Here is an 18131-nt window from a genome sequence, read left to right as displayed (position 1 = left end):
ATGAAGTTGCGAGCGCTACACTAGGGAAGGCGACAGAGAATAAACATAGTGGGAGCTTGTATACGTGACTTTATCAGACCATACTCCATCTTGGAAAAAGCTTAGTCTTTATGCCGTAACCTGGCCTATCTTCGTAGACTCCGTACTGCGGATGCTGCTGGGCACGGTTGACGTGTTTATGTTAAGCCGCATCTCCGACAAGGCAACGGGCGCAGTAGGCTTAGCGAACGAAATCATTTATTTTTGCATTATGATGTTCGGCTTTGTCGGCATTGGCACCAGCGTTGCGGTATCCCAGTATATCGGCGCCCGGCGGGCGAAAGAGGCGAGCCGTATTTCGGCAATGGCGATCTCGATGAATCTGATCTTCGGAATCGTCGTCAGCATTGTTATCGTATGTTTTGGGGAGTCGCTTCTGCGGATGTTACACTTAAACCCCGAACAAATCGGAATCGCGAACCACTACTTAAAGATTATCGGCGGATTTATTTGGGTCGAGGCGCTTTCCTACGCGGTCTCGTCGGTTATCCGTTCAACGGGAAATACGAAGAGCGTTATGTTTGTAACGCTAGGCGTCAACCTCCTCCATATGGGAGGGAATTATCTGCTTATCTTCGGCAACCTGGGCTTCCCGGAGTGGGGAGTTACGGGAGCTGCTATATCAACGGTCGTAAGCCGATTGCTTGGCATCGTTGTTCTCTTTATCCTGTTGTACCGCCGAATTGCCGTACCGATTCAACGGAAGGATTACGTGCGCTGGAAAGCTTCTTACGCAAAACAAATCCTGAGCATCGGCTTGCCCGCGGCAGGGGAGCATCTCTCTTACCAGTCGCAATACCTGATGATCATTGGTTTCGTCAATATGATTGGCATCACCGCGTTAAACACGCATGTGTACGTCATGAACGTATCGAACTATTTTATGGCGCTGGCTCTGGCGATTGGGATGGGTACGGAGATCATCGTCGGACAAATGGTCGGTGCGGGAGAAATGAAGGAAGCTTACCGGCGACTGATGAAAAGCGTACGAATCAGCTTCCTGTTAACGCTGGCTGTTGTTGGCACGGCCGCGATATTCCGGCATGAGCTGATCGGGCTGTTTACAAAGGACCCTGAAATCATTGCTGCCGGGGCGAGCATCTTTTTGCTTTCCATCATACTTGAACCCGGCCGCACCTTTAATATGGTCATCATCAATTCGCTGCGTGCCGCCGGGGATGCACGGTTCCCTGTATTAGCGGGCGTCATCTCCATGTGGGGAGTCTCGGTACCGCTTGCTTATTTGCTCGGGGTTCATTTCGGGATTGGCCTGCTTGGCGTATGGATTGCCTTTACCGTGGATGAATGGCTGCGCGGAGTTATGATGCTGCTTCGCTGGAGAAGCAGGGTCTGGGAGAAGAAAGCATTAGTAAAGCCGGCTTCCGTCGTTCCGGATCATGGCGTGGAAGCACAGATTTAAGCTCGGATATTGCATATTGTCATACAGTAAAACCCGGTCATTTAGACCGGGTTTTGTAATGCGTTCCGCTTTACTTCGAATTATTTTGCATCTTGGGTTTTCCTTGATCGTTCGGGTCGTTAGACCGTGACGGGCTGCTCTTTGGGGTGTTATTATCGGGCTTTGCCTTTGTGCTCACTGTACGTTCACCTCCTGCATGATCCATAAAGAGTATTCCAACAAACCGGTTTTCTTATGAGATTGGACTTACAGCTGTCGTTTCCAGAAACGGCCCTGTGCGATTCCGTTAATGAAAGCCTCAATCGTGGAATGAGCTAAATCGTACACGCCAGCCTCGTCTGATCTCACCCTTGCCGACGCTAACGCTTGATGATCGCTGAGAGCCAGCGCCAACGGTTTATAGTGCTTATATGCCGTTTCGATGAATGCCAAGGCAGGCGCGGGAATCGTAGACTCGCTGCTTACCAATAAAACGGCATCGAAGAGAGTAGGGTCCGTCGTCTCGAAAGTTGCCGTTACTTTCAGCGGGTTAGGCAAGTCATGGAGCTTATGGCCAACAATCGTAAAATTAACGTTCTTTTCCGTTAGAGCCGTTGTCCAATCGGCGAACCGCTCCACATCAGGATCGCCAACCCGCACGATGGCGACTTTTTTCGTATCGGGGAGAAGGACGGTATCGGCCATGCTGAGGGCGGGTGATTTTTTGTCGGATTTCACTTCCCGGTTCTCATCGGGAAGAGGGGCTCCGATTTGGTCCGCCACCTCTTGCGCCAAGCTGCGGTCGACATGATTTAACAGGGCGATAGCGTTTGCTTTTACGAGATCGGATTTGCATTTGCCAAGCTCAAAGCTGAATGCCTTCTTGACATGCTCTTGCTCATAAGGGGCCAGACTATTGTAGAAAAGCTTCGCTTGCGAAAAAAAGTCCAGGAAGCTTTCGCTGCGTCCTCTGATTTTTCGGCCGTCAATTCGCTCTTGATAATGCGCATAACCGCCATGCTCTTCGGGAACCGGCGCCGGCTGATTGACGTTTAATCCGTTCCGATGATAGCTGGTTTGTCCCTGATGAATGCTCATCTGATGCATGCCGTCTCGTTGATTGTTATGGAACGGGCAAACGGGCCGGTTGATCGGAATTTGGTGGAAGTTGGGACCGCCTAGCCGGGATAGTTGTGTATCGGTATAGGAGAATAACCGCCCTTGCAAAAGGGGATCGTTCGAGAAATCGATACCGGGCACGACATGACCGGGGTGGAAGGCCACCTGCTCCGTCTCCGCGAAGAAATTGCTGACATTTTGGTTCAAGGTCATTTTACCGACCCGTTTCACCGGAATTTCCTCTTCGGGCCACAACTTGGTGGGGTCCAGCAGATCAAAATCGAACTTATGCTCATCCTCTTCCGGAATAAGCTGCAAGCCAAGCTCCCACTCGGGATATTGGCCTTTTTCGATCGCCTCATATAAATCCTCCCGATGGAAATCCGGATTTTTGCCCGCGATTTGCTGAGCTTCATCCCAAACCAAGGAATGAATCCCCAAGACGGGCTTCCAATGGAATTTGACGAAATGAGATCGTCCTGCCGCGTTCACGAGGCGGAAGGTATGCACGCCAAAGCCCTCCATCATGCGAAGGCTGCGCGGAATGGCCCGATCGCTCATGACCCACATCACCATGTGGGCCGTCTCCGGATTTTGCCCGACAAAATCCCAGAACGTATCATGCGCGCTGGCCCCTTGCGGGATTTCGTTATGCGGTTCGGGCTTAACGGCATGGACGAAATCGGGAAACTTGATGGCATCCTGAATAAAGAAAACAGGCATGTTGTTGCCCACCAAATCGTAGTTGCCTTCATTCGTATAAAACTTGGTCGCGAACCCGCGTACGTCCCGAACGGTATCGCTCGATCCTCTTGATCCTTGCACCGTGGAAAAACGCACGAATACAGGCGTAATTTTAGATGGATCCGTAAGAAAATCGGCCTTGGTGAACTCCTCTAAGGATTCGTAAAGCTGGAAAAAACCGTGAGCGCCTACGCCGCGGGCATGAACGATCCGCTCGGGAATGCGCTCATGATCGAAGTGCGTCATTTTCTCGCGAAAGTGAAAATCCTCCAAAAGTGTAGGGCCGCGTTGCCCCGCCTTTAAGGAGAACTCGTCTTCAGCCATTTTTAACCCCTGGTTGGTGGTCAAGTCTTGCATACCTTCGTTGTTAACGGTGTATTTCTTTAATTGCTCCGTCTTCTTATTATCCATGATCATTCCTCCTAGCCGTATAAGAACCTTACGTTCAAATACCCGATTCGCTAGGATTTAATCTTCTTGCACGAAGAAAACGGTGTTGAATTCCCAAGAGGGATAAGGACATCCATGAAGGATGGCCTTATCCCTTGTTTCTTTCAATAAACGCTAAAATTTCATGAAGGGATTGATTCTGCCTGTTGGCAGTCAGCGGCTGAAACAAATCCCCTTTTTCGCTTATTCTTCCCGCTATATTCAACATCGTATAGTCCGAAGGCTGAATCCCTTCCGCCAGCTCCGGCCATGTTAACGGGGTTGCAACCGTTGCGTGTGGCTTGGCTCGAGGGGAGTAAACGACAGGCATGGTTCTTCCTCTCCACAGCTGCAAGTAATCGAAATACAGCTTGCTGCCTCTTTTCGAAACGACTCTTTCAAGCGTAATCTGCTCCGGCATTTGTTCTCTGAAATAATCGGCAATAAATGCCGTTATTTTTCTGGTTTGTTCAAAAGTATAAACCGGCTCAATAGGCACATAAACCTGAAGCCCCGAAGAGCCTGAGGTTCTTGGAACGGATAGCAATCCAAGGGAATGGAGAAGCTCCTTCAGCTTCAAGGCTACCTCCGTAACGCGGTTAAAGCTTGCGTCATCGGGAGGATCCAGATCAAATACCATTTCCATAGGGAAATCGGTTTTATCATAGCGGTCGAACGGAACGTGAAATTCCAGAGCGCCGTAATTCGCGGCCCACACCAAGGTTGCCGTATCGTTTAGCAAGATCCGTTCTTTATTTTTATAGTAAACCCGGCTAACCCATTCCGGTGCCGATGCAGGAACGGACCTTTTCTCGATTCTCTTTCCGGCTATTCCATGCGGGTAGAGCCACAACATGAGCAGCCTGTCCCTTGCATGTTGAATCATGTAGCCCGATACACGGACTAAATAGTGTATGTAGTCAAGCTTTGAAATCCCCTGCGATTCCCAAATCATAAGGTCGGGATGAGTAATGGCAATCCTTTTGCCATCAACGACGACTTCTTCCACGCCCACCAATGCCCGCCCCCTGTATTTTCTCTATATTTTCGATTCTTTTGGCTCAAACTATGTATTATCCAAAAAACGGAGTAATCAGTGTGGAGCCTATTTTACCAATGGAGCCCGTGAAGAGCGCAGCCATTCCAACGGGTGAAGAGTGGATCGCGCAGGTAAAATGGGACGGTGTCCGGATTTTAACTTATGCCGATCGCGGTGAAGTGAAGCTTTATAATCGCAAGAAAAATGAAAGGACCATGCATTATCCGGAGATTGGGAACCTAAGCGAGTATTGCGCAAGCCAATCCGTCGTCTTAGACGGCGAGGTGGTCTCCTTGGGAGAGCATGGCAAGCCGTCCTTTCAACGGGTGATGAGAAGGGACGGTGTCCGGAACAGGGATCGGATAGAGAGGGCCATTGAAACGGTGCCGATTTTTTATATGATTTTTGACATTGTCTACTTCAATGGGGCGTGGATCCAAGATAAGCCGTTTCATGAGCGAGCAGAGCTACTGACTCGAATCATTACGCCGAATAAGCATATCCAGTTGGTCCCGTCAGTCAGCTACGCCACAGGCTTATTGGATGCCGTAAAGAAGCAAGAAATGGAGGGGATTGTGCTTAAGAGGCTGAATTCCTCCTACGCTATCGGGAAGAAAAGGGATGACTGGCTAAAGGTGAAAAACTTTCAGGATCTCATCGCTGTCATTGGCGGATTTACGCTCCGTCATCATACGATTAATTCCATTTTGCTTGGATTATACGATTCCAATGGCAGGCTGCATTATATAGGGCATACCGGCACAGGGAAGATGACGGTTAACGATTGGAGAGAGTTGACGGAAGAATTGAGGGGAATGATTATCGGCCATCTTCCTTTTGATAACCTTCCGCAACGTCATAAGGATGCCATAGGGGTGCGGCCAGAAAAGACCGTAAAAATCAAATATGCGGAATGGACGGAAGGCGGGTCGCTAAGGCAGCCTAGTATTGAGGGATTTATTGAAGTTCCTCCGGTTGAATGTGTGCTTGAAAGAAGTTAAAAAGGAGCCGATAAAACGAGAATGCCAGGGTCAAAGAAGATTTGAAATTTTTGAAGGATAAGTGGGAGGAAATAAACAAAAGCAAACAAGGCTGAGCCGGGGCAATTCGGTTCAGCCTTGTTTGCTTGTCTTCCATACGAGAGGCAAATAAATCGTGTCCACAATCTCGAGAATAGCCTCGTCGGTCAGCGGCGTATGAGTGGTGAGCACCTCGTACCGCACGAGGTCGACGGGAAGGGTGATCACGCGTTCCGGCAGCCCTTCGAGTATGACCTCGCCGCGCTTTTCGGCATTCTTCAAAATATTCGTCATGGCGACGGACAGCGGATCTTCCGCTCTTGGCGACAATGTCATCTTGGCGTGAAGCTCGTCCCCGTGCAAATCAACCATCAGCCCATGAATGGTCTCGGCCCCAATCAGCTGCATGGGTCTAATAATCCGATCCATCAAGGAAAGGACATCATCCCGCAAGCTGCCCGTATCGGGAGTGTCGAGCGAGGGCTTGGGCATATGCTTGATCATTGCGGCGATGACCAGCTTCGCCTTATTCGGCCACCTGCGGTAAACGGCGGTCTTATTTGTCTTTGCCCGGGTCGCAACGGCCTCCATCGTCATCTTGGAGTAGCCGGTTTCCCGCAGCTCCTCCCATGCAGCGGTCAATATGGCATTCTCCAGAACGTCTCCGCGTCTCCGCGATCCCCCCGCTTGTTGATCCTCGTTGTTCTTCTTGCGATCTTGCCGCGATTCCGTCATAGCGTGTTCCATCTCCCGGGTTGTGTTAGGACAACGTCCTTCTAGACTCTTGTAAATAGTATATTGCATTTTCGCTAGAATTATAATATTGTATTGCAATAAGGTACGGTACGTACCGTACCCTAAATTGCGAAGAGGTGAGCAGAATGGCCAAAAGCCACGCAAAGGCAATAAAAGCTCCAAAGGAAAAGATTGATCCCGGCATTTTAAAAATCGCGCTTATTCTTGTTCTAGGAGCTATTGTTCCCTTACTGGACTCAACCATGATCAACGTGGCAATCAACACGCTTGCGGTTGATTTGCACAGCACGGTATCGACTACTCAATGGGTTATTACGGGCTATGTGCTCACGATGGGATTAGCGGTTCCGGTATCGGGATGGGCCATACAGCGGTTCGGCGGAAAGAACTTATATCTGTTCTCGCTGGGGGTGTTCCTGGTCTCGTCACTCCTATGCTCGCTGGCATGGAGCACCGAAAGCTTAATCGGCTTCCGGTTATTGCAAGGAGCGGGAGCGGGACTGCTCGTCCCTACGATAACGAACGTGCTTGTTCAATCGGCTGGGGGACGCGGGCTCGGAAGGCTGATCGCGCTTATTAGTATCCCAACGCTGATCGGTCCGATTCTTGGTCCGGTCGTGGGTGGGCTCATTATGGACAACATGAGCTGGCGCTGGATATTCTACGTCAACATTCCGGTTATGCTGGTCGCGTTATGGCTGTCCTGGCGGCACATTCCAAAGGGTGAGGCTGCCGCAAACAAACCGAAATTTGACGTCCTTGGGCTTCTGCTGTTGTCTCCGGCATTCGCCGCCCTTATCTACGGGATTTCAGAGACCAGCTCCAACGGGCTTTCTTCGGCAGGGGCCATGATTCCGCTTGCGGCGGGGATTGCGCTGATGGCTGCCTATGTCGTTTATGCCTTGCGCACGAAGCAAGCCCCGCTGCTTGATTTGCATCTTTTTCGTTCGCGGCATTTCCTGGCGTCCAATATTATTTTGTTCTTCTCCGGTATGGTCATGAACGGTGCCATGCTGCTGCTCCCGCTCTATTACGAGCAGGTTCGCGGCGAAAGCGTGCTGACGACGGGGCTGCTGTTGATTCCTCAGGGGGTTGGGATGCTGCTGACGAGGAGCTGGATCGGTAAACTGGCTGACCGAGCAGGCTCCAGGAGCATTGTGCTTGTCAGTCTGGCGGTCACGCTGGTGTCCAGCATTCCGTTTGCTTTTGCGGGAACGGATACGAGCCATTTCGTGCTAGGCTTGGCACAGCTTGTGCGCGGGGCGGCGATGAACGGCATCTTTATTCAGATTATGGTATCCGCTTATGAAGGGCTGCAGAAGGAGCAAATTCCGCATGCCAGCATTTCGACGCGGATCTTCCAGACGATTGGGGGAGCGTTTGGTTCGGCAGTTCTGGCAACGGTCATCGGACATCAGCTGAAAAGCGGTGCCGGCGGCAGCCTTGCCTCCCTTGCCGATGCTTATCAGGTCGCTTTCTGGTGGTCGGTCGGTTTTGCCGCGGTTTCCTTCCTTCCGGCCTTATTATTGTCTAACCGCAAGAAACAAAAAGAGGTTTAATCCCATTCGCTCACGAAGGAAACTTTCCAATAAGAAGCTTTCTAGCAAACATTTTTTGGTATAATATCTGATAGATTAGAAATGCTGTAAATAGGAAAATTTCGTGAGAGATGAGGAATGGGAATGTCCTACACCGTCGATTTTAAAAATGTGTCTACTGTTGGCCTGGAGTCTTCGCCTGTAGCAGAGACGCTGGCTGGTCTTCGCGCGAACGAAGCCCGTTATTTTATGACCAAATACAAGCATGAGTTTACGGTTGTGCCCGCGAGCGAAAGTCAGGATGCCCTGGATTACGTGAACCGGATCTTGCAGGAACGCAATATCGAATTCTCGGCAAAACCGCTGGAGACGTCGCAGTTCCAAGTCGAGAATATCAAATTTACCTACGTCTTCTATGAGGACGGACTGGCTCTCAACGTTATGTATACGGTAGACGACGCGAAAAAGCGGGCTGTTGGCTTCAAGCTTTCCGAGGGGATGGAAGTGCCGCAGGAGCTGGAAGGAAAGTTCAAGTTCGCCAGACAGAAATCCAAGCTGGCCGGTACCATTCGCGGTTCGTTTTTTGTCATTAAAGGCGAATACTAAGAAAGTTTCTGGAAAATAAGCGGATGGGCGGAGCCGATTTGAATTAAGCATCCTCCACCCGAAACCAATAGGCCACTCCTTTTATAAGGGGTGGCTTTTTGTCGTTGATAATCTAATTAAATGTTGTCAACAGTATGATTGACAAAACCTCGTTTTCCTTTTGTTGTTCTGGCAGAAGGCATCCTTTACGATGATAGTAACCCGGGCGGCACTGCCGGTCCGGTAAAAAGAAAGCGATTTTATAGAGGAGGAACCCAAAAATGCAGCAAGTGCAAAACAGTTCTCCAACCGGGGGAATTCGTGTGGGAGTCCAGAAGTTTGGACGTTTTCTCAGCGGTATGGTTATGCCCAATATTGGTGCTTTTATAGCATGGGGGATCATAACGGCGTTGTTCATTCCTACGGGATGGCTGCCGAACGAAACCCTTGCAAAGCTTGTTGATCCGATTATCAAGTATCTGCTTCCGCTTCTGATCGGTTATACGGGCGGTACGATGATTCATAAGCAGCGCGGCGGCGTTATCGGCGCTCTGATGACGATGGGCATTATCGTGGGCACGGACATCCCGATGTTCCTCGGGGCAATGATTTGCGGTCCACTGGCCGCGTGGGTACTGAAGCAATTCGATAAATCGATCGAGGGTAAGATCAAATCCGGCTTCGAAATGCTGGTGAATAACTTCTCGCTTGGCATTATCGGCGCGATTCTTACGCTGATTTCTTATACCGGCGTTGGTCCGGTTATCGAGCAATTAACCAAGATTTTATCTAACGGCGTGGAATTCCTGGTTAACCATAACCTGATCCCGCTAGCTAACATTATTATTGAACCGGCAAAAATTTTGTTCCTTAACAATGCCATTAACCATGGCGTATTGAGCCCTATCGCATTAGAAGAGGCGTCCCGGACGGGGCAATCGATTCTCTTCATGCTGGAATCGAACCCGGGTCCAGGCCTCGGCATTCTGCTTGCTTACATGATTGCCGGCCGCGGCTCGGCGAGGCAGTCGGCTTCCGGCGCAGCGATCATTCACTTCTTCGGGGGTATTCACGAGATTTACTTCCCGTACATCCTGATGAATCCGCGTCTGATTCTGGCCGTTATCGCCGGCGGCGTTACCGGTACCTTCACCTTCTCCCTGTTTGGAGCGGGTCTAGTTGCACCACCTTCGCCGGGCAGTATTTTTGCTTACATTGCCATGGCTCCAAAAGGCGGCCTTCTTGCGGCTCTGAGCGGTATCGTAACCGCCGCTATCGTATCGTTTGTCATTGCGGCACTGCTGCTCAAGACGACGAAGAAAGAAGCTGAAGACGGAGACGATCTCGAACAAGCTTCGGCAAGAATGAAGGAAATGAAGGCCGCAGGCAATACGGCGGCAGCTGCAACAGCGGCTCCGGCAGCGGCTTCGCAAGCCGTTCAGCATGCTGAGGCAGCAAGCGAAACGGTCAAAGCGAAAGAGGACGTTCATAAAATCGTCTTCTCCTGCGACGCCGGCATGGGCTCCAGCGCAATGGGAGCATCGATTCTTCGCAAGAAGATGAAAGCCGCAGGCTCGGACGTTACCGTCATTAATACGGCAATCAGCGATATTCCCGGCGATGCCGACATCGTCATTACGCACAAAACGCTGACGGACCGCGCTAAAATTCAGGCGCCGAAAGCCGAGCATATTTCAATCGATAATTTCTTGAAAAGTCCGGAGTATGACAAACTCGTAGACCGGCTTTCGTAAGAATCCTTTCTCATCAAGGCTGCCAGCGCTGGAGATTATTTTCCGGCGCTGGGGCCATTCTATCGTTATAGGAAGGGTTGTGTGAATGCGTATATCCAGCCGGTCCCGCCGAATTCTAGAGCTGCTGCTGCGGAATGATCACGATCTGACGGCGGCGCAAATCGCGGAAGAAATTCAGGTGAGTTCCAGAACCGTACACCGGGAATTGGCAGCGGTGGAGGAGATCCTGCGTGCCGAAGGTGCAAGGCTGCTTAAAAAATCAGGCTCCGGCATAAGGCTTCAAGGCAATCAAGCGGCGCTTGACCGATTAGCCCAGCTCGTTAGCGTATCGGAAGAGATTGAATACTCGCCGGAGGAGAGACAGATCTATTTGCTTTGCCTCCTTCTCGAGAGCGAGGAGCCAGTTAAGCTGTTCGCTCTGGCGCATGAGTTCAAGGTGACGATTCCTACCGTAGCCAATGATCTGGACGATCTTGACCAATGGGTGCAGAGGTTCGAGGCTACCTTGACCCGGAGAAGAGGCTACGGGATTGAGCTTACCGGGCAGGAAGAGCATATGCGGGAGATGATTCGCCAGATCATAAGGGACCGGTTCGAAGATACGGAGCTGATCTCCAGCCGCAACGAGCTTCCGGCTCATCCCGTTGACCGGCGGCTGCTTGCGATTGTTGGTCAATCGGAGATGGAAGCCGTCGAGAAAATCTTATGGAGCTGGGAAGAATACGGAGGCAGCCGGTTAAGCGAGGGCGCTTATACCGATCTGTTGATCAGGCTGTCCATTGCGCTGCGGCGAATCAAAGCGGGCAAGACGGTTGAGGCTTCTTCCGTTGCGGCGTTACGTCAGGAATCCGATGCGGTATATCTGACGGAAAGGTTAGCCGCGCTGACAGAACGAGCATTTCCGCCGGCAGAGACGGCTTATATCGGCAAGCTTTTGCGTTCCGTCCAGAGCGACGATCTATCCGTGCTGCCTGCGGATGATTTATTTTTAACCGATACGGTTCGTTCCCTGATCGAGCATGTGCAGCAGGCCATGAATGCCGAATACAACAAAGACCGCTCTCTGCGCGACGGGCTATTCCTCCACTTGAAGGACGCCTTGCAGAGGCTGCATGAAGGCACGAATATCCGTAATCCGCTTCTCGATCAGATTAAGAAGGATTATTCGTCTTTATTTCATATCGTCCGCAAAGCGGCAAACCGCGTCTTTACCGATGTGGCTGTGCCGGATGAGGAAATCGGATTCCTCGTCATGCATTTCGGAGCATCGCTCGAGCGGCTGAAGCAGCTGCGGCAAAATGTCCGGGCTATCCTGGTCTGCTCAAGCGGAATCGGCTCCTCCAAGCTGCTGCAGATCAGGCTCCAGAAGGAACTGCCGGAAATTCATATCGTTGACCGGGTATCGTGGTACGAAGCCTCGAGGACGGAGAAGGACAAATACGATCTGATCATATCCACGGTAGATCTGCCTCTTAACGGCGAGCAATATATTAAGGTTAGTCCTCTCTTAACGCAAGCAGAGACGGACCGATTGAGGGTTTTCGTCCAGACGGGCTTAATCCAGAAACGGGACGGCACTTTGACCAAGGAAGAGAAGACGGGAAGCGAAGCCTCTACCTTCGAGCAGCTGGTAAGCCTTAAGACGACGCTCGACGAGATGGTGAGCCTGATCCGGCGCTTTGAGGTTGTGTTGATCAAGGAAGAGAGCCGAGACTTGCCGGTTATTCTGGAAGAAGCCTGCGCGCGGGAAGCAGCCAAAGGCGTGCTGACGGATGCCGGTCTTGCAGCGCGGCGGCTGCTGCAGCGGGAACAAAGCGGCAGTCAGATGATACCGGGCACCGCGGTAGCTTTATTTCATACCCGCGGCAAAGAAATAACGAGGCCATCGCTATCGTTATACCGGTTGGAAGCTCCCATTACTTTGGAGACGGCATCGCCGTCCCGTTTAAGCCACTTTTTATTAATGCTGGCGCCCCGGACCTTAACGAAGGAAGCGCTCGAGGTATTAAGCGAAATAAGCGCCATGCTGCTCGATACGGTCATGATTGATCTGCTCGAGGCTGGCGATGAAGAGGCAATTCGAGATTACTTAACCATACATCTTAGAATGTTTTTCAATATAAAAGCGGAAGCGAGTGACGTACAATGAGTATTTTGTCTACGGATAAAGTGAAATTGAATGCAGCGGTAAAGGATAAATTCGAAGCGGTTCGCATGGCGGGCCAATTGCTGGTTAACGCAGGTCACGCTGATCCCAGCTATGTGGAAAGCATGGTTGAACGCGAGCAGTCCCTATCCACCTACATGGGCGGCGGCCTTGCTATCCCTCACGGAACAAACGAATCGAAAGGCTCCATCAAGTCGACGGGCCTGTCCATCGTTCAAATTCCGGCTGGCATCGATTTCGGCGAAGGAAATATCGCGCATCTGGTTATCGGCATTGCGGCGGTTGGCGACGATCATCTGGACATTCTGACGAATGTAGCGATGGTTTGCTCCGATGACGACAATCTGGAACGGATCTTGAAGGCTTCCACGGCCGAAGAGATGATCGAGATCTTCGAAAGCGGGATGGAATAATGAAGGCTTTGCATTTTGGAGCGGGCAATATCGGACGAGGATTTATCGGACTCCTACTTTCGCAATCGGGTTATGAAGTTATTTTTTCCGACGTCAACCAGGTGCTTGTTACGGAGCTTCAGAAGCGCGGTGCCTACACCGTAACGCTGGCGAACGAAGCCAAGGACCAGCTGCAGGTGACAGGCGTAACCGCCATTGACGGAACAAAAATAGACGATGTTGCGGCGGCGGTAGCGGAAGCCGACCTGGTGACTACAGCCGTAGGCGTCAACATCTTGAAGCATATTGCGGCGGGCATCGCCCGCGGTATCGAGAAGCGGATCGAATCAGGAGGAGGGCAGCTGCATATCATCGCCTGCGAGAACGCTATCGGCGGCAGCACCCAGCTGAAAGAGCATGTATTCGGGCATCTCGATGAAGAGACAAAGGCGAAGGCATCCAAGCTGGTTGCTTTTCCGGATGCGGCCGTTGACCGGATTGTTCCGATTCAGCACAATGAGGACCCTCTTGAGGTGACGGTTGAGCCATTCTATGAGTGGGTCGTGGACGAATCCGCGATGCTCGAAGGGTACAAACCGGTTGCCGGCGTCCATTACGTAAGCAATCTGATGCCTTATATCGAGCGTAAATTGTTCACGGTGAACACCGGACATTGCGCCGCCGCCTACCTGGGAAGCCTTCGCGGCTACGAGACGATCCAGAAGGCGATGGCCGACGAGACCATCGTTGGCGAAGTGAAGGCGACCTTGAAGGAGACGGGGGCCGTACTTGTTGCGCAATATGGCTTCGACCAAGATGCACATGATCAATATATCGAGAAGATTATCGGACGGTTCCGCAACGACCAGCTGACCGATGAAGTTACCCGCGTTGGACGGTCGCCGATCCGCAAGCTGTCGCCCAATGACCGTCTCGTGAAGCCGGCTTTGCAAGCCCATGAGCAAGGGATGAGGCCCGTTCAGCTGGCAAAAGTAATGGCGGCGGCGCTTCACTTCGTTAACGCCGATGATCCGGAAGCCGTCGAGCTGCAGCAATCGATTAAAGACAAGGGTATCGGACAGACCGTGTCGCATTATACTTCGATTCAGGAAGGACATCCGGTATACGGGCTGATCCTTGAAAGCTACGAAGCTGTCGCAAATCAGCGTTAAGAACCAGGCTTGAGAAAAACAAACATTAGTGAGGTACGCAGTATGGCTAATATAATTACCGGTGTTGCCGCATCTCCCGGAGTTGCTATCGCAAAGGTTTTTCGGTTTAACCATTCATCCTATATCCCGCAGCAGGAGACGATTACGGATGCTGAGGCGGAAGCCGGCCGTTTCCGGCAGGCCATCGAGAAATCCAAAGGCGAGATCGAAGAGATCCGCGTAAAAACCGAGGAAAGACTAGGCGCGCAAAAAGCGGAAATTTTCGAAGCGCATCTTTTTTTGCTGGAGGATCCGGACCTAGTGGATTCGGTGCTCGACAAAATCGCAGACGAGAAGCTTAATGCGGAATACGCTTTGCATGAAGTGACGACAGCCGTTGTCGAGATGCTACTGGAACTGGATAATGAGATGGTCCGCGAGCGCGCAGCCGATGTCAAAGACGTCTCCGGTCGGGTGATGAGTCACCTGATCGGCAAGCCGTATGCTTCGCTCTCCGGCATTTCCGAGGAAACCATCATTCTGGCGGAGGATTTGACGCCGTCGGATACCGCGCAACTGGACCTGAATTATATCCGAGGCTTTGTAACGGAGATCGGCAGCCGTACATCGCATTCCGCTATTATGGCACGCTCGCTTGAGATTCCCGCGATAGTAGGGGCAGGCCCTTCGGCAGCAGCCGTTGCGGATGGCGCTCTGGTTATTATGGATGCGACGGAAGGCAAAGTAATTGTGGATCCTTCGGAAGAAGTGCTGGCCGAATATGAAGCGAAAAAGAAGCAATACGATGAGCGCAGAGTACAGCTGAAGCGTCTGGCACAGCAGCCGTCGGTAACGGCGGATGGCGAGCATCTCGAGCTCGCGGCCAACATTGGTAGCATCGAAGACCTGGACAAAGTGCTGGAGAACGGCGCCGACGGCGTGGGGCTGTTCCGCACGGAGTTTCTCTATATGGGACGCAGCTCGTTCCCGACGGAAGAAGAGCAGTTCCAAATTTACAAGCATGTGCTTGAGAAATTAAACGGCAAGCGCGTCGTTATTCGCACGCTGGATATCGGCGGGGACAAGGAGCTCCCTTATTTGGAGCTGCCGAAGGAAAGCAACCCGTTCCTGGGATTACGCGCGCTTCGGTTATGCCTCAAACGGGAGGACTTGTTCCGTACCCAGCTCCGGGCCTTGCTCCGGGCAAGCGTGCATGGCAAGCTGAACATCATGTTTCCGATGATTGCGGTGCTGAGCGAGCTTCGCGAAGCGAAGCGTATTCTCGAGGAAGAACGAGCGAAGCTGGAGCAGGAAGGGATTCAGGTGTCGGGCTCGATTGAAGTGGGCATGATGATCGAAATTCCGGCTGCCGCGATTGGGGCTGATATTTTCGCGAAGGAAGTCGATTTCTTCAGTATCGGTACAAACGATCTGATTCAATATACAATGGCAGCCGACCGGATGAACGAATCGGTGGCTTATCTGTATCAGCCGTATCATCCTTCGATCCTGAGACTCGTGAACATGGTCATTAAGGCGGCTGAACGGGCTGGCATTTGGGCCGGCATGTGCGGCGAAATGGCGGGCGACCAGACGGCTATTCCTCTCCTTCTCGGAATGGGGTTAGACGAGTTCAGCATGAGCGCGGGTTCCATATTGCCTGCCCGCGAGCTGGTGGGGCAGCTGTCCAAGCCGGAATGGGCGGCTCTGGCGGAAGAAGCTCTTGCCATGAGCACGCAGGAAGAAGTCCAACAATTCGTTAAGCAAAGGAGACCACAATAATGCTATCACAAACGTATACCGTTATCCATCCATCCGGGTTCCATGCCCGTCCTTCGAAGCTATTTGTTCAAGCGGCATCGGAGTTCCCTTGCAGTGTGAAGCTGATCAAAGGAACAAAAAAAATAAACGGCAAAAGCTCGCTTGGCCTGTTAACCCTAGGTCTGGCAAAAGGCGACGAGGTCACGCTCGAAGTAGACGGCGAGCGTGAGGAAGAGGCGCTTCAAACGCTGGGCGCCATGTTGACCAAGATTTACGAAGAATAGAGCAATGAAGAAGGCCCTCTGCAAATGCTGCAGCGGGCCTTGTCTTTTGACTCAAAAAACCTTACTTGTTGCAGGAAACGGCGTTTCGGAACATGGTGAAGTGTCCGACAGCTTCTTGCATTCACGGAATGCGAAATGTTTACAGCCTATGCACTTATTGTGATCCAGATGGATTAAAGCATAATCAATCGCTTCGCCTGTATGATTAAAAAAACAGTTCTCTCCTACGAGCATATACAATCCTGTTTTCTCGAATACTTCCATTGATTGTGGTTGAATGCCCGAAATAAGGACGGTCCCGCCTGATTTCTTGAAGTCTTTCACCAATCGGGCAAGCCTGAACTCACCTGTCGTATCTACATAGGGTACTTTTGACATGCGAAGCAGCAAAATTTTTGGTTTTAAATGAGTAGAGTCCATGATGCTTTTTTCCAGAATATTGGCGGTACCGAAGAATAGCGGACCATCGAGGGTATAAATATTGATTTGAGGACAATCATGGCCTTCGCTAACCATGTACGCTTTAACTTTATTGTTTTTGACGGATGAGTCGGGCAGAACTTTGGTCACCTTCAACAATCCACTCATTCGTTTTACAAACAAAATAACGGAAATGATTAAGCCTGCTTCGACAGCCGTCGTTAAATTTGTGAATACGGTTAGTAAAAAGGTAATCAGCAGAATAAAAGAATCGCTTGTTTTCGTTTTTAGGACAGATGCAAATTCTTTTCGCTCACTCATATTCCACGCAACGAGCATCAGAATGGGAGCCATGCTTGCAAGAGGGATATTAGAAGCGTAAGGAGCAAACAAAATGAGTATAAGAAAAACAACAATTCCATGTATGATACCGGAAATCGGAGATACAGCCCCATTTTTAATGTTGGCTGCTGTCCGCGCAATGGCTCCGGTCGCCGGGATTCCTCCAAAAAGCGGAGTTACCATATTCGCGATGCCCTGTCCAATTAACTCACGATTGCTGTTATGACGAGTGCCGGTCATTCCATCAGCTACAACAGCCGATAATAAGGACTCTATACCGCCAAGCATAGCAATTGTAAGCGCGGGATAAATCATCGTATTTATTCGATCCCATGTTATATGCGGGAAATGGAAATGAGGCAGTGTGCTCGGAATTGCTCCGAATGAAGATCCAATGGTTGTTAAATGGCCTTTGAAGAACAAGGAAGCCACAACGCTTGATAAGACAAGTCCTACTAATGAACCGGGAAGCTTGGGCAAGAATTTCGTCGACAGCAGGATAGCCATCAAACAAATGGCTGCGGTAGTGACACTATAGAGATTAATGGTTGTCAGGTGCACTGCAATTTCTTTCATGTTTGGAAGGAAATTTTCATGTTTTTCGAGGCCGGTAAGACCTAATAAATTCCCGATTTGACCACTGAAGATAATTACGGCGATTCCTGCTGTGAATCCGATGGTAACAGGACGAGGGATAAATTTAATCAATGCGCCCAGCCTGAATAAACCCATGCAAACAAGAATAATTCCAGCCAGAAAACCGGCAATCAATAAATTCTCGTACCCGTATTGCAAGACAATCGCGAAAAGAACGGGGATAAAAGCGCCGGTCGGACCTCCAATTTGATATTTGGAGCCTCCGAATAAAGCGATGAGAATTCCGGCGAAGATAGTTGTATAAATTCCGTACTCCGGTTTTGTCCCGGAGGCTATGGCAAACGCCATCCCTAACGGAATGGCAATAATCCCAACAATCAAACCTGAAATGAGATCTTTGCGAAAATCAGGTAGATGATATCCTTTATATCTCCCCGTCCATTTCATTTCCACGCCTCTATTCCTATATATTTGATTATTTGAATATATAGGGATATTACTCTTGCGGACTGCCTTATGTCAAACTGTAAAATCGGCGCTAATTCTTCGAATAGGCACTTGAAAAAAGGAAAAAACAAGGTGCTTCTTGATGTTTC

General features: G+C 50.7%; 14 protein-coding genes. 10 read left to right on the top strand and 4 right to left on the bottom strand.

Annotated features, from left to right (window positions below; translation table 11 throughout):
- The first annotated feature begins 64 nt into the window (after positions 1–64).
- Entirely contained in the window at positions 65–1459 is a 1395-nt protein-coding gene (locus ACR9FF_RS30260) for an MATE family efflux transporter (RefSeq protein ID WP_435168031.1), read from the top strand.
- Positions 1460–1705: 246 nt separating this feature from the next.
- Here the strand turns inward: ACR9FF_RS30260 and ACR9FF_RS30255 are convergent, their stop codons facing one another.
- Both ACR9FF_RS30255 and ligD read right to left on the bottom strand, forming a co-directional pair.
- Positions 1706–3712 carry a catalase gene (locus ACR9FF_RS30255; protein WP_435168028.1) on the bottom strand — a complete coding sequence of 669 codons (2007 nt, stop codon included), beginning with the start codon at positions 3710–3712 and terminating at the stop codon, positions 1706–1708.
- A 127-nt stretch (positions 3713–3839) separates the two neighbouring features.
- Complete coding sequence (gene ligD, locus ACR9FF_RS30250; protein ID WP_435168025.1) at positions 3840–4745, bottom strand: non-homologous end-joining DNA ligase; 906 nt, start codon at positions 4743–4745, stop codon at positions 3840–3842.
- 101 nt (positions 4746–4846) lie between these two features.
- On the opposite strand from ligD, the gene ACR9FF_RS30245 reads away from it, so the two are divergent.
- Positions 4847–5770: a DNA ligase gene (locus ACR9FF_RS30245; RefSeq protein ID WP_435168022.1), complete on the top strand. Its 924-nt coding sequence runs from the start codon at positions 4847–4849 to the stop codon at positions 5768–5770.
- A 111-nt stretch (positions 5771–5881) separates the two neighbouring features.
- Here the strand turns inward: ACR9FF_RS30245 and ACR9FF_RS30240 are convergent, their stop codons facing one another.
- Complete coding sequence (locus ACR9FF_RS30240; RefSeq protein ID WP_435168019.1) at positions 5882–6523, bottom strand: TetR/AcrR family transcriptional regulator; 642 nt, start codon at positions 6521–6523, stop codon at positions 5882–5884.
- Between the two features lie 146 nt (positions 6524–6669).
- Here ACR9FF_RS30240 and ACR9FF_RS30235 point away from each other — a divergent pair, with 146 nt between their 5' ends.
- From ACR9FF_RS30235 to ACR9FF_RS30200, 8 genes are all read left to right on the top strand, one after another.
- Positions 6670–8103, top strand: coding sequence for an MDR family MFS transporter (locus tag ACR9FF_RS30235; RefSeq protein WP_435168016.1), 1434 nt, complete (start codon positions 6670–6672; stop codon positions 8101–8103).
- Between the two features lie 123 nt (positions 8104–8226).
- Positions 8227–8688, top strand: coding sequence for a phage tail protein (locus ACR9FF_RS30230; protein WP_116394566.1), 462 nt, complete (start codon positions 8227–8229; stop codon positions 8686–8688).
- A gap of 260 nt (positions 8689–8948) precedes the next feature.
- The gene (locus ACR9FF_RS30225) at positions 8949–10421 is read left to right on the top strand and encodes a PTS mannitol transporter subunit IICB (RefSeq protein ID WP_435168013.1); all 1473 of its coding nucleotides are present in this window, start codon (positions 8949–8951) and stop codon (positions 10419–10421) included.
- An 85-nt stretch (positions 10422–10506) separates the two neighbouring features.
- The gene (locus tag ACR9FF_RS30220) at positions 10507–12570 is read left to right on the top strand and encodes a BglG family transcription antiterminator (RefSeq protein ID WP_435168010.1); all 2064 of its coding nucleotides are present in this window, start codon (positions 10507–10509) and stop codon (positions 12568–12570) included.
- The gene (locus ACR9FF_RS30215) at positions 12567–13001 is read left to right on the top strand and encodes a PTS sugar transporter subunit IIA (protein WP_435168007.1); all 435 of its coding nucleotides are present in this window, start codon (positions 12567–12569) and stop codon (positions 12999–13001) included. Before ACR9FF_RS30220 ends, ACR9FF_RS30215 begins: the two co-directional genes overlap by 4 nt.
- Positions 13001–14152, top strand: a complete 1152-nt coding sequence (locus tag ACR9FF_RS30210) for a mannitol-1-phosphate 5-dehydrogenase (protein ID WP_435168004.1) — start codon at positions 13001–13003, stop codon at positions 14150–14152. The genes ACR9FF_RS30215 and ACR9FF_RS30210 overlap by 1 nt, the downstream gene beginning before the upstream one ends.
- A gap of 42 nt (positions 14153–14194) precedes the next feature.
- Entirely contained in the window at positions 14195–15913 is a 1719-nt protein-coding gene (gene ptsP, locus ACR9FF_RS30205) for a phosphoenolpyruvate--protein phosphotransferase (RefSeq protein ID WP_201003065.1), read from the top strand.
- Complete coding sequence (locus ACR9FF_RS30200) at positions 15913–16176, top strand: HPr family phosphocarrier protein (protein WP_435168001.1); 264 nt, start codon at positions 15913–15915, stop codon at positions 16174–16176. Before ptsP ends, ACR9FF_RS30200 begins: the two co-directional genes overlap by 1 nt.
- A gap of 51 nt (positions 16177–16227) precedes the next feature.
- Here the strand turns inward: ACR9FF_RS30200 and ACR9FF_RS30195 are convergent, their stop codons facing one another.
- Positions 16228–17982 (bottom strand): SulP family inorganic anion transporter, encoded by a 1755-nt coding sequence (locus ACR9FF_RS30195; RefSeq protein WP_435167998.1) that lies wholly within the window; start codon positions 17980–17982, stop codon positions 16228–16230.
- Positions 17983–18131: the final 149 nt, after the last annotated feature.

The sequence above is a fragment of the Paenibacillus glycanilyticus genome (assembly GCF_051200795.1).
In the GTDB taxonomy this organism is placed as follows: domain Bacteria; phylum Bacillota; class Bacilli; order Paenibacillales; family Paenibacillaceae; genus Pristimantibacillus; species Pristimantibacillus glycanilyticus.
Note: the sequence above shows the minus strand (reverse complement) of the source record. Positions and strands in the feature narration are given on the sequence as shown.